The 12,044-nt window shown below is 60.7% G+C and carries 11 protein-coding genes; 5 read left to right on the forward strand and 6 right to left on the reverse strand.

Features of this window, described 5'->3' with window-relative positions; genetic code table 11:
- Positions 1-238 precede the first annotated feature (238 nt).
- The gene (locus NE851_RS19145) at positions 239-1,510 is read left to right on the forward strand and encodes a GGDEF domain-containing protein (protein WP_049813629.1); all 1,272 of its coding nucleotides are present in this window, start codon (positions 239-241) and stop codon (positions 1,508-1,510) included.
- A gap of 203 nt (positions 1,511-1,713) precedes the next feature.
- A complete protein-coding gene (locus tag NE851_RS19150; protein ID WP_029867976.1) occupies positions 1,714-2,931 on the forward strand; it encodes an MFS transporter in 1,218 nt (405 codons plus the stop codon).
- 81 nt (positions 2,932-3,012) lie between these two features.
- On the opposite strand, the gene NE851_RS19155 is transcribed toward NE851_RS19150, so the two are convergent.
- Positions 3,013-3,789 carry an SDR family oxidoreductase gene (locus tag NE851_RS19155; protein WP_029867977.1) on the reverse strand — a complete coding sequence of 259 codons (777 nt, stop codon included), beginning with the start codon at positions 3,787-3,789 and terminating at the stop codon, positions 3,013-3,015.
- Between the two features lie 108 nt (positions 3,790-3,897).
- Here NE851_RS19155 and NE851_RS19160 point away from each other — a divergent pair, with 108 nt between their 5' ends.
- On the forward strand, positions 3,898-4,473 hold the full coding sequence (locus NE851_RS19160; RefSeq protein WP_029867978.1) for a TetR/AcrR family transcriptional regulator: 576 nt from the start codon (positions 3,898-3,900) through the stop codon (positions 4,471-4,473).
- Between the two features lie 49 nt (positions 4,474-4,522).
- Here the strand turns inward: NE851_RS19160 and NE851_RS19165 are convergent, their stop codons facing one another.
- Complete coding sequence (locus NE851_RS19165) at positions 4,523-5,137, reverse strand: FMN-dependent NADH-azoreductase (protein ID WP_029867979.1); 615 nt, start codon at positions 5,135-5,137, stop codon at positions 4,523-4,525.
- A gap of 139 nt (positions 5,138-5,276) precedes the next feature.
- Here NE851_RS19165 and NE851_RS19170 point away from each other — a divergent pair, with 139 nt between their 5' ends.
- Positions 5,277-6,245, forward strand: a complete 969-nt coding sequence (locus tag NE851_RS19170) for a LysR family transcriptional regulator (RefSeq protein ID WP_029867980.1) — start codon at positions 5,277-5,279, stop codon at positions 6,243-6,245.
- A 98-nt stretch (positions 6,246-6,343) separates the two neighbouring features.
- Here the strand turns inward: NE851_RS19170 and NE851_RS19175 are convergent, their stop codons facing one another.
- The 4 genes from NE851_RS19175 to NE851_RS19190 form a co-directional block, all read right to left on the reverse strand.
- On the reverse strand, positions 6,344-8,332 hold the full coding sequence (locus tag NE851_RS19175) for a bifunctional 2',3'-cyclic-nucleotide 2'-phosphodiesterase/3'-nucleotidase (protein WP_029867981.1): 1,989 nt from the start codon (positions 8,330-8,332) through the stop codon (positions 6,344-6,346).
- A 341-nt stretch (positions 8,333-8,673) separates the two neighbouring features.
- Positions 8,674-9,078: a PilZ domain-containing protein gene (locus NE851_RS19180; protein WP_029867982.1), complete on the reverse strand. Its 405-nt coding sequence runs from the start codon at positions 9,076-9,078 to the stop codon at positions 8,674-8,676.
- A gap of 84 nt (positions 9,079-9,162) precedes the next feature.
- Positions 9,163-10,044, reverse strand: a complete 882-nt coding sequence (locus NE851_RS19185) for a DMT family transporter (protein WP_029867983.1) — start codon at positions 10,042-10,044, stop codon at positions 9,163-9,165.
- A gap of 72 nt (positions 10,045-10,116) precedes the next feature.
- On the reverse strand, positions 10,117-10,578 hold the full coding sequence (locus NE851_RS19190; RefSeq protein WP_028757384.1) for an Lrp/AsnC family transcriptional regulator: 462 nt from the start codon (positions 10,576-10,578) through the stop codon (positions 10,117-10,119).
- A gap of 155 nt (positions 10,579-10,733) precedes the next feature.
- Between NE851_RS19190 and ald the strand changes: the two genes are divergently transcribed.
- Positions 10,734-11,852, forward strand: coding sequence for an alanine dehydrogenase (ald, locus tag NE851_RS19195; RefSeq protein WP_028757383.1), 1,119 nt, complete (start codon positions 10,734-10,736; stop codon positions 11,850-11,852).
- Positions 11,853-12,044: the final 192 nt, after the last annotated feature.

Consider the following 12,044-nt stretch of genomic DNA (forward strand, 5'->3'; position numbering starts at 1 on the left):
ATCAGCACGCGATGCCGGCCCGCAATTGTTCTTGTTTATCAATCGGGTGACCCCGGGCCCCCGCCGGCGAACGCGATCTCACTCACGCAATCTTAAAGGATTGGGGTGAAAGGTATCTCCTGCAGGATTTGCAGGACGCCCTCGTGTTTGACTTTTTCCGACGATCGACCAAAGGATTCGCTGTCGCGATCGCCGCGCCGGCAGGAGACCGAGGGCGGATGTCCGGAGCCGAGCTATCGTGATGGAGACACTCAACCTCCTTCTCTTCGTCGTCGAAGCCATCGCCTATTTCGCGCTGATGGTGACGCTTCTGCATTTCCGTCATCGGCTCGGTCTCGGGGTTTTCCTGACGGCGCTCGGCGTCATGCATTTCATGGAGACCTATCTGGCGGCGGTCTTCTACGTCTCGCTGCCGTTCGGGGACGTATCGCCGGGTTCATCCGTCTTCTTCTCCGGCAAGCTGATGATGATCCTGATGCTTTATCTGCAGGAGGATGCCGCGACGGTGCGCCAGCCGATCTATGGCCTGTTCCTCGGTAACCTGCTCACCGTCGGCATCGCCGGGGTGCTCCAGCTGCACCAGCCCCTGCAGATGTCGCCGGACCACACCCCCGACGTCGATTTCCTCAAGGAGATGGGCTGGCTGATGGTCTGGGGCACGGCGCTGCTCTATGTCGATTCGCTCGGCATCATCCTGCTGTACGAAAAACTCGGCGACTTCTTCCGCCGCCGCGTCGTCCTGCGCTTCCTGATTTCAGGCTTCGTGCTGCTGACTTTCGACCAGATCGGCTTCTTTTCCGCGCTGCATTATTTCTTGGGAGTGCCGATCGCCGCCTTCTGGGGCGGCTGGAAGGCAAAGATGTTTGCCGTCTGCCTCTATGCGGCGATGTTCGCCATCTATGAGTATTACATTCGCCGCGGTCGGGCGGCCGTGTCTGCACGCTCGATCAGCGACGTGTTCGGCGACCTGACATTCCGCGAGCGCTACAACGATCTTCTGGAGCGCACCGGCCGCGATATGCTCACCGGCGTCTACGATCGGACGCGCATGGAGATGGAAGCGCCGCTGATGCTGCGCGAGGCGCTGAAGCAAGGCCTGTTCGCCACCGTCCTCATTCTCGATGCCGATCACTTCAAGGATGTCAATGACGGCTACGGCCATCTCCAGGGCGACGAAGTGCTGAAGGCGATCGCCGCCCGATTGGGCACGACGCTGCGGTCCAGCGACCGCGTCTTCCGCTTCGGCGGCGAGGAATTCGTTGCCGTCTGCCCAGGCACTGACCACGAGGAGGGGCTGCGGCTCGCCGAGCGCCTCCGTTGGACGATCGCGACCAGCGTCAAGACGCCGGATGACAGGCCGGTCACCGTCAGTATCGGCGTTGCGACCGCCGATGAGGACGGCGTCGATTTCACCGCCGTGCTGACGGCTGCCGACGGCAGGCTCTACGCGGCGAAGAAGAGCGGCCGCAACTGCGTCGTCGGCCGCTCAGGCGTGGTGAAACTCAATTAGTCCGGCTGGCCTTAATTTTGAAACTCTTCCCACTTGACTGAACTCGATGTTGAGGATGTTGCTCCAACCGCAACATTTGTCATTGGATTTCAGTATTTTCAATATGTTAGTGGAAACATAAAAACGGCTTGTTCGTAAAATCCAAACGTGATCTCCATTGCCGCAATATCCCGGATGAGTTTTCCTGCGAAGGGCGTGGAGACATGAGTGATTCAATGGCACGGAAGAAAGTCGATGGCGGCGAGTTCGCCGTTTTGTGTATCGGAGGGTTTCTTCTTTCGATCGCTTATGGCGTGACCTTTCTGATCCCGGTGCTGGTGGGTCAGCGTGGCGGCGACGAGGCGCTGGCCGGTCTGATCATTTCGGCCGCCACTGTCAGCACCGTCATTATGGTGATCCTCTCCGGCCACATCGCGGATGCCATCGGCTCGGCGCGGGCGGTGGCTGTTTCGGGACTGTTTCTTGCGGCATCGGCGCTGGGATTCGCCATCATCCCATCGGCGGGATTGAGCCTGATGATTGTCGGTTTCATCCTCGGCATCGGTTGGGGCGCGTTTTATACGCTCGGACCCATTCTGGTCGCCGCGATCGTCGAGCCCGTGCACCGCATCAGGTTTTTTGCCCTGCTTTCGGGATCGATGATGTCGGGCATCGGCGCTGGACCGATCATTGGCCGCATTGCCACCGGCTGGTCGATGCCGATCGAGACAGCCTTCGTATTTGCCTTCCTCTCCAGTCTCGCCGGCGGTGCGCTTTACTTTTTGCTCCACATCAGGCTGACCAAGGCCGGCAAGATCTTGCCGCATGTCAACAAGATCTCGTTTGGCGCGACGCGGGAGGTGATTGCTTCGCCGGCCATCTATTCCATCGTCATGGTCGGCATCGGCGGTGCGATGTTCGGCGGGCTGTCCAGCTTTCAGACCAGCTACGCCAAGGCGCACGGGTTCGACTACTCCCTGTTCTTCATCGGCTTCATGTCCGCCGCGATTCTGAGCCGGCTGTTCGTGGCGGGCTATGTGGTCAAGAAGGACCCGCTCTATTCGCTCTTGATCCTGACCAGCCTGACGCTGGCATCGATCCTGCTGTTCCTGATGCTGATATCAAGTCAGCTTGCCTATCTCGGAGGCGCAGCGATGCTGGGTCTGGGCTATGGGCTGACCTATTCCGTCATCAACGGCCTGGCTGCCAATGAGGCTCCCGCCGGCCTTATGCCGCAATCACTTCTGTTGTTCTCGCTGGCCTATATCATCGGCGTCTTCGGCTTTCCGCTGATCGCCGGCAATCTGATCGTTTCCTCCGGCGTGCAGACCATGCTGTACGTCGTGCTCATGCTTGCCGTCCTGAATTTCGCACTTGTCCTGTTTCGTATTGCCCAGCGCGCGACAGGCGCAAACGAAGCAAGCGTCCTCAGGAGAAAATAGCAGCGCTCGAGGACGGCGGACCGGGTCGGCGAGGAGATTGACGGCGGGGCCGGGCAAGGTCACTTGCCCGGCCCGGCAGGTTCAGGCGGCGCGAAAAATCTTGGCGCCGGAGGGGGCGCTCGTCATGCCGCCATCGACGGTGATCTCGATGCCGGTGACGTTGGCCGAATCATCCGAAGCCAGATAGAGCGCCGCCTTGGCGATTTCGTCGGCTTCGCTCATGCGGCCGAGCGGGCTCATGCCGCCGATGCGGGCCTCGAGCGCCGACATTGCATCTTCCGTCTGGGCCATCGGCGACCAGATCGGCGTCTTCGTGCCGCCTGGCGTTACCTGATTGACGCGGATGCCGCGCGGCGCAAGTTCGGACGCCATATTGCGCGTCATCGCCCGGACCGCCGCCTTGGTCGCCGCATAGGCCGACCAGCCGGGAGCGCCGAGCACGGCATGCACCGAACCATTGAGGATCACCGAAGCGCCGTCATTGAGATGCGGCAGGGCCGATTGCACCGTGAAGAAAACCGCCGTCAGATTGGTGCTGATGATCTGGTTGAACTGCTCCGGCGAGGTGTCACCAAGTGGCGTCGCGCCGCCGATGCCGGCATTGGCGAAGACGATGTCGAACTTGCCGACCTTTCCGGCGGCTTCCGCAAAGGCCTTTTCGGTGGCGGCGGCATCGGTGACATCGACCTTCAGCGCCAGCACGCCGGCCCCGAGCGCCTTTTCGGCAGCGGCGAGCGTTTCCGGGTTGCGGCCGGTGATGACGACCCTGGCGCCCTCATCGATGAAGACTCGGGCGGTCGCAAGACCGATGCCGCTGTTTCCGCCGGTGATCAGGGCGATCTTGTTTCTTAGACGCATGATTCATGCTCCTCTTGGAATTGGCAACGATCTAGATTATGATCGTTATCTATCAGGATTACGATAGTAATCCATATGAGTCAAGAAGCAGTACTGGAGAGATTTCGGATGGGCCGTTCGCAGCTGGAGAAACAGAAGACGCACGAGAAGATTGTCGAGACCGCGTCGAAGCGGCTGCGCGAGGAGGGGCTTGACGGTATCGGCGTCGCCGACCTGATGAAGGAAGCCGGACTGACCGTCGGCGGCTTCTACAAGCATTTCGCCTCCCGCGACGATTTGGTCGCCGAGGCGATCCAGTCCGCTTTCGATTCATGGGGACGCAAGCTGGAGGCCGAAGGCATCAACCCGGCGGAGATGACGGCCGCCGATGTCGCCGATCGTTATGTCAGCGCCTATCACCGTGACAATCCGGGTGAGGGCTGCCCTTTTGCCGCGCTGACCTCCGACATATCCCGCAGCGGCGAGAAGGCGCGGGGGATCGCGACGGACGGGCTCCGGCGTAATTTCGCGTCATTGGCGGGCAAGGCTGCGGGAGCGGACGATAGAGAACGGCGGCGCAAGGCGATCATGGCCTTCGCGATGATGGCCGGCGGCGTTGGCCTTGCCAGGATTTCATCCGATGAAGAACTCTCGGCCGAAATCCTGGCGACCGTCCGGGATTTTGTCGCCGATATCGACAAATGACGAACGGCCGGCGAGAGCCGGCCGTTCCATGGAGCGTTTTAGGCGCCGATCAGGCGGCTAAGGCGATTTCCTGGACGCGCGACTTGGCGGCGCCGATGGCTTTTTCGGCAGCTTCCGGTCCGAAGGCCAGGCCTTCGACATAGATGGTCTCGACATCGGTGATGCCGAGGAAGCCGAGAACCGACTTCAGGTACGGAACGGCATGGTTCAGCGGAGCAGCCGGTCCCTGCGAATAGACCCCACCGGAAGCCAGTACCACATAAACCTTCTTACCGGTCAGGAGGCCGACCGGGCCGCTTTCCGTGTACTTGAAGGTCACGCCGGCGCGGGCGACGTTGTCGATCCAGGTCTTCAGCGACGAATAGATGTTGAAGTTGATCAGGCCGGTGCTGATGACGATCGTGTCGGCGGCAAACAACTCGTTGACGAGTTCGTCGGAGGTTTTGATGGCTGCGATTTCTTCGGCGGTACGGGCTTCTGCCGGCTTGCGGATCGCGCCGGTAAAGAGGTCATCGATATGCGGCAGCGGGTTGGTGGCCAGGTCACGGCGGACGACGACGCTGCCCGGGTTCTGGCTCTTCAGCTTTTCGGCGAGATCGACGGCGATCGGCGTCGAGAGCGATTCGGCACGCGGGCTGGACGTCAGAAGAAGGATGGACGACATGGTGCATTTCCTTTCGAATTGAATTTGACGGCCCGTTGCTGGGAGATGAGCCGCAGTCTCGATCAGGAAAATAGGTCTGGCCTGCTATCGAAAAAACGGGGATAATGTCGATCGAAACTATCGATGGAATGGATGGAAGATGCTGCCGAACCCAACGCTGGACCAATTGCAGGTGTTTCTGACCGTTGCCGAAACCGGCAGCTTCTCGGCCGCTTCGCGGGCGCTGAACCGGGCGCAATCGGTGGTGAGCTATACGATCGCCAATCTGGAGGCGCAGCTTGAAGTGCCGCTTTTCGAGCGCTCCGGTGCGCGCCAGCCGAAGCTGACGGAAGCGGGCAAGGCGATGCTGGAGGATGCGCGGCGCATTCTGGGCGACCTGCAGGTCATGCGGGCGCGGGTCAAGAGCCTGAGGGAAGGGCTCGAAGCGGAGGTGTCCGTCGCCATCAGCGTCATGGTGCCGTCACGGGCCATGGTGGATGTATTGCGCGAATTCCGCGAGATGTTTCCCACCGTTTCGTTGAACCTCAATGTCGGCGAGCTCGGAATGGTCATGGATCTCGTCCTCAGCGGCAAGGCGACGATCGGCATTGGCGGCGCAGTCGTCAAGCAGGACGATTCGATCGTTACGGAGCGGATCGGTCATTCCTTCATGTTGCCGGTTGCCGCGCGCAACCACCCGCTGGCTGGGATTGGCCGGCCGCTGACGCTGGGCGATGTGCGTGAGGAAGTGCAGCTCGTCGTTACCGATGCGTCGGGCCGGACGAAGGGCCGCGATTTCAACGTTCTGTCCTACAAGACCTGGCGCGTCAGCGATATTGCAACGAAGCACCAGCTCATCAAAGCCGGTCTTGGCTGGGGCGGCCTCCCGGCTTCCCTGATCCATGACGATCTGGTGAGCGGCACGCTCGTCCATCTCGATCTGGATGCCTATGAACAGGGGGAGTATCCGATATATTCGGTGCGCCAGCTCGCCAACCCGCCCGGACCTGCCGCCACCTGGATGATTGATGCGTTCCGCTCGCGGCTTTCCCATTGCCCGAGCCAGGCCGATTTCCATGCGCAGATGGCCGAACTCCAGGAACCCGCGGCACCGCTCGCGGCAGAATGATGAAGGCGCGGGTGCCGCGCCTTCGTCTACATATCCTTCGATGCGTAGATTCAAGGTGTTAGAGCGTCCTTTGTGCGTCCGAAAGGACGCACGGCGCTCTAGAGAACCAGCCTGAACTTGGAGAAACCGTCGGCGCCTTCGCCGGCATCCTCGATCTTGACGCTCTTTACCTCGCCGAGGAACTGCTTCGCCTTCGGGCCACTTTCGAAGGTCGCGGTCGTACCGGGAAGCGGTTTGAAGGTCCAGTTTGCGTCGGCCGACGGATTGATCGTGCCCTGGTCATGGATATAGCGGACGATGACGTCGCGGTTGGTATCCGGCGCCTGGAAGATCACCTTGTCTGCGGTGATCTCCGGGAAATTGCCGCCGCCGCCGGCGCGGTAATTGTTCGAGACGACGACGAACTTTTGGGCCGGATCGATCGGCTTGCCATCGAAGGCGAGGTTCTGGATGCGGTTGGCGTCCGGATTGATCGCCTTGCCGGATGAATCATATTTCGGCGGCTGCGACAGGTCGATCTGGTAGGTGACCCCGTCGATCACGTCGAAATTATAGGACGGGAAGTCGCTGTTGAGCAGCGGCGCGTCCTTCGAGCCCGCTTCGATGTGATTGAACATGCCGGCCGACATTTCGAGCCAGTTCTTCACCTGTGCGCCGGTGATGGCGACAGCCTGCACCGTGTTCGGGTAGAGATAGAGATCGGCGACGTTCTTGATGGCGATATTGCCGGCTGGAACGTCGGTATAGTAGTCGGCGCCGCCACGCCCGCCGGCCTTGAAGGGAGCCGCCGCCGAAAGCACCGGCAGGTCCTTGAAAGCGGTATCGGCGAGCATCTGCCTGATGTACCAGGTCTGCGCCTGTGAGACGACCTGCACCGAAGGGTCGTCGGCGACCAGCGCGAAGTAGGAGTAGAGCGGTGCGGACGTCTTGCCGACCGGGGTGCGGACATAGGCAAGGGTCGCCTCGTGCTCGGCCTTGGCGGCCTCGACCACTTCCTTCTTGTCTGCGTAATCGGCCACCACCTTCTTCTTGTCGTCGCGATGATAGATCGGCCGGGCTTCCGCGGTGAAATCGACGATCTTCCAGCTATTGCCGTCCTTTTCGAGCAGCAGGTCGATCAGGCCGAGATGCGAGCCCCAGAAGCCGGCCATCACGGTGGGCTTGCCATGCAGGGTGCCCTTGACCGGATCGGCATTGGCGATGCCGTCCCAGCTCTTCGGGCCGGGGAAGACGAGATGCTGGTGACCGGTGAAGATGGCGTCGATCCTGTCGACGGCCGCCAGATGCAGTGAGGCGTTTTCCATCTTTTCGGACGGTGCGCTGCCGTCGATGCCGGAATGGGAGAGTGCGATGACGATATCGGCGCCGGCCTCCTTCATGGCGGGAACCCAGGCCTTGGCGGCCTCGACGATATCGCGCGTTTGCGCCTTGCCTTCGAGGTTCTTGATGTCCCAGAGCATGATCTGCGGCGGGACGAAGCCGATGAAGCCGATCTTGACCGGGCTCTCATTACCGGCGCCGTCCTTGATCTGTTTTTCCAAGACGACGTAGGGCTTGAAGAAGAGGTCGTCCTGCTTCGGGTCCGAGGCAAGCTGGCCCTTGGTCAGGTTGGCGCAGACGAAGGGGAAGTTCGCGCCCGAGAGTACCTTGAACATGAAGTCGAGGCCGTAGTTGAACTCGTGATTCCCGAGCGTTCCCACCGTATAGCCGAGCGTGTTCATCGCCTTGATCACCGGATGGACGTCGCCCTCCTTCATGCCGTGCTGATAGGCCATGTAGTCGCCCATCGGATTGCCCTGCAGCACGTCGCCATTGTCGATCAGCAGCGAGTTGACGGCCTCGGCGCGGATGCCGTCGATGATCGTCCCGGTGCGGGCAAGACCCATCGTGTCGTTCGGCTTGTCGGCATAATAGTCATAGGGGAAGACGTTGACGTGAATATCCGTCGTTTCCATCAGCCTCAGATGCGCCTGGTTGGCGCTGGCCCGCGCGCTGAAGGGGTGCAGCAGCACCAGGGCGGAAGTGGCGGCGAGGCCGCCGAGCAGGGAACGGCGGCTCATTACGCCAACATCGAAAATAGAAGACATGGAAACTCTCCTTCAAGGATCATGCATCGTCCGGCCCGTCAGAATTAGGACGATTTGCCGTGGAGTACACTGCGAAAATGACAGGACGTCAAAACAATCCGCCGGGAAAGCAGCGTGGCTCCGAAATACAATTTATGGTGCAGTGGTCCGGCTGAAATTTCATCGGGGACGGATCATCGGCAGGATCGATCCTGCTCCGCCGTCAACGCCAAGAGCGCCGCCATCGACTTCGGAGGCGTCAGGCTGTCGTAGACGCAAGGGGCGGTCACCCTCGACGTCAACGTCAACCGCAGCTACTGGAACGATCTTAGCCGCTCCTTCGGGGCAAAGGCGGTGCAGCCTTACGATTTCAGTGTCGATGCCGCCAAGTGAGGCGTCCGATCGCCATTGGCGCCTGATATGGTCAACGGGCGGGTCGCCAGTACCGGCCGGACTTCTTTATGGAAGAATCGGAAATAGGAGGACACCTGTGCCCGCGCATTAGAGTTCACGTCGAACTGGATGCCGACGCGGCCGTTGTGCTTCCAGCGGATGACGCCTTCGAGCAGCCCGAGGTTTTCGGCCTCGATCCGCACCTTGCTGCCGGAGGCGGCATGGAACGGCCCTTTCATCTCCAGGGCGGCGCCGGTTACCGACAGGTTGAGAATGCGGGCATCCACCTGGCTGTTCAGATATTTGACATTGCCGAAAACGCGGCAGCTTTTCCGGTCGGCCTTTCGGGCCGTGATTTTCAAATTACGAGTCATACTGTCTCCCTTCTACAGCGAGGGAGCATAGCGCCCGAAAATTGAAATGGTTTTAGGGGCTTGGCTAAAATTGCAGTGAAACCGTCAGTTTGCCGCGGCGGCTCTGCGTCCCACTACATGTTCGCGCCAGACCGTGAAGATGCCGGCGGCGACCACGATCGCCGAGCCGACGATCATGTTGATGCTGAGCGTTTCGTCATAGATCACCATGCCGATGATCGAGGCGTAGACAAGTGACAGATAGGTCAGCGGCTGGACGGCGGCAGCATCGAGAATATCGTAGGCGCGAATGAGGAAATAATGGCTGGAGATGCTGGTCATACAGACGAGCGCCATCCAGCCCCAGTCGCCCGGCGACATCCAGCTCCAGTAGAATGGTCCGACCAGCGTCATCGTGACGCCGCCGACGACGCCGGTATAGAAGAAGCTGGTCATCGACGAATCGTCGCGGCTGACCAGGCGGGTGGCGATGACATAGAAGGCGAAGTTGAAGCAGGAAATGACGGCCAGAAGCAGCTTGAGGTCGAAAAATTCGCCTTCCGGCTTCAGGATCAGCAACACCCCGAACAGTCCGGCGCCGATCGCCGCCCACCGCCGCCACCCGACCCGCTCGCCGAGGATCGGCATTGCCAGCAGCGCGATCAGGATCGGCGTCGCGGAAAAGATCGCCTGTGAACGGGCAAGGCCGATCATGGCAAAACAGGTGATGGCGAGAACCACCTGAATCGCAAGCAGAACGCCGCGCGTCACCTGCAGGAAAGGCCGCTTGGTGCGGGCCGTCGCCTTGAGACCGCCGCGCATCTTCGAGGCGAGAATGATCGTGAAGAGCGCGAAAGCCCAGTAGCGGATCATCGTCACGAAGATCGGCGGATAGGTCGATGCCAGATGTTTCGAGATCGCGTCCTGCAAGGAGAAGATGGTGATTGCCAGCAGGGCGAAAATATAGCCGTGGGTCTTCGATGTCATGACATGCCGTTGAGCGGGAAACGCCCGCGCGCACCGAAAGTCTGGGCAGGCTTTCAATGAATATGCAAGGCCTCAAAGGCCGACATTCGGCCTGTCGATGATTTCTCTGAGCGCGAAACTGGAATTGATCTTGACGACGTGGGGCAGGGCAGACAGCCAGTCGCGGTGGATGCGCTCATAATCCTCGAGATCGCGCGCGGCGACGCGCAGGATATAATCGTATTCGCCCGACATCAGGTAGCAGACGAGCACGTTGGGGCAGAGCTTCACCGCCGCCTCGAATTCGGCCAGCGTCTTGGCGAACTGGCCGGAGAGCGAGATATGCACGATGGCGATCATCTTGTAGTCGAGCGCCTTGTGCGAAAGGCGGGCATGGTAGCCGTCGATGACGCCGCTTCTTTCCAAGATGTCGAGCCGGCGTGAACAGGCCGAAGGCGACAGTCCGATCCTTTCGGCAAGCTCGGCATTGGTGATGCGGGCATCGGCCTGCAGCACCTTCAGAATCGCAAGATCGATGGTGTCGAGATCGGCCATTCGAAGAACCTTCGAAGAAAGAGGGGCATTGCACAATAATCGCCGAAAAAATGCATTTGTGCAAATCGTCTTTGCAAGGACATTTCGCGGCCTTGATGATTGGATTCATCGTCTGAGGAGATCCGCGACTGCGGAGTGACATGAGAGGAACGCCAATGCGTGTCGGTTGCCCGAAGGAAATCAAGAATCATGAATATCGCGTCGGCCTGACGCCGGCTTCGGTGCGCGAATATGTCGCCCACGGGCACGAAGTCTGGGTCGAGACCAAGGCGGGCACCGGCATCGGCGCCGATGATGCCGCCTATGCCGCGGCTGGCGCCAAGATCGCCGCCTCTGCTAAAGATATCTTCGAAAAGTGCGACATGATCGTCAAGGTGAAGGAGCCGCAGCCCTCTGAATGGGCGCAACTCCGCGACGGTCAGCTTCTCTACACCTATCTGCATCTGGCGCCGGATCCCGAACAGACCAAGGGTCTGATCGCCTCCGGGGTGACCGCGATTGCCTATGAGACGGTGACCGACGAGCGCGGCGGCCTGCCGCTGCTGGCGCCGATGTCGGAAGTGGCAGGACGCCTGTCGATCCAGGCAGGAGCGACCGCGCTGCAGAAAGCCAACGGCGGCCTCGGCGTCCTGCTCGGCGGCGTACCCGGCGTGCTGCCGGCCAAGGTCGCGGTGATCGGCGGCGGCGTCGTCGGCCTGCATGCGGCCCGGATGGCCGCCGGTCTCGGCGCCGATGTCAGCATCCTCGACAAGTCGCTGCCGCGCCTACGCCAGCTCGACGATATCTTTTCCGGCCGCATCCACACCCGTTATTCCAGCATCCAGGCGCTGGAGGAGGAAGTCTTTTCGGCCGACCTGATTATCGGCGCGGTGCTGATCCCCGGCGCTGCTGCTCCGAAGCTCGTCACCCGGGAAATGCTTTCCGGCATGAAGAAGGGCTCCGTCATTGTCGATGTCGCCATCGACCAGGGCGGCTGCTTCGAGACCTCGCATGCGACGACCCATTCCGATCCGACCTATGAGGTTGACGGCGTCGTGCATTATTGCGTCGCCAACATGCCGGGCGCCGTGCCGGTCACCTCGGCGCATGCGCTGAACAATGCCACGCTGGTTCATGGTCTGGCGCTTGCCGATCGCGGCCTGCGCGCCATCGCCGAAGACAAGCATCTGAGGAATGGTCTCAACGTCCACAAGGGCCGCATCACCAGCAAGCCGGTCGCCGACGCACTGGGTTACGAAGCTTTCGCGCCGGAGAGCGTACTGAACGTAGCGTAAGCTATCTCACTCAAGGTGATGGCTTACAGCATTATTCTTCGATCGGCAGGGCGGTATCCGAAGGGATGCCGCCTTCTTTGTATGACGGCGCACCTGTAATCGAACCGCGACCGTCGGCGGCGTTGGAGCTATGTTTTTCCTCGTCAGGCAGCGCGATGAGTTGTGTCCCTCCCGAACAGTTGCCATCGTATC

This window comes from Rhizobium anhuiense bv. trifolii, from assembly GCF_024346605.1.
GTDB classification, from domain to species: Bacteria; Pseudomonadota; Alphaproteobacteria; order Rhizobiales; family Rhizobiaceae; genus Rhizobium; species Rhizobium anhuiense.

What these genes read in the sequence shown, in the direction of transcription:
- NE851_RS19185 (WP_029867983.1), bottom strand. Translation starts at nt 10,044, where the DNA reads ATGACATCGAAGACCCACGGCTATATTTTCGCCCTGCTGGCAATCACC.
- NE851_RS19190 (WP_028757384.1), bottom strand. Translation starts at nt 10,578, where the DNA reads ATGGCCGATCTCGACACCATCGATCTTGCGATTCTGAAGGTGCTGCAG.
- ald (WP_028757383.1), top strand. Translation starts at nt 10,734, where the DNA reads ATGCGTGTCGGTTGCCCGAAGGAAATCAAGAATCATGAATATCGCGTC.
- NE851_RS19150 (WP_029867976.1), top strand. Translation starts at nt 1,714, where the DNA reads ATGAGTGATTCAATGGCACGGAAGAAAGTCGATGGCGGCGAGTTCGCC.
- NE851_RS19160 (WP_029867978.1), top strand. Translation starts at nt 3,898, where the DNA reads ATGGGCCGTTCGCAGCTGGAGAAACAGAAGACGCACGAGAAGATTGTC.
- NE851_RS19175 (WP_029867981.1), bottom strand. Translation starts at nt 8,332, where the DNA reads ATGTCTTCTATTTTCGATGTTGGCGTAATGAGCCGCCGTTCCCTGCTC.
- NE851_RS19170 (WP_029867980.1), top strand. Translation starts at nt 5,277, where the DNA reads ATGCTGCCGAACCCAACGCTGGACCAATTGCAGGTGTTTCTGACCGTT.
- NE851_RS19180 (WP_029867982.1), bottom strand. Translation starts at nt 9,078, where the DNA reads ATGACTCGTAATTTGAAAATCACGGCCCGAAAGGCCGACCGGAAAAGC.
- NE851_RS19165 (WP_029867979.1), bottom strand. Translation starts at nt 5,137, where the DNA reads ATGTCGTCCATCCTTCTTCTGACGTCCAGCCCGCGTGCCGAATCGCTC.
- NE851_RS19155 (WP_029867977.1), bottom strand. Translation starts at nt 3,789, where the DNA reads ATGCGTCTAAGAAACAAGATCGCCCTGATCACCGGCGGAAACAGCGGC.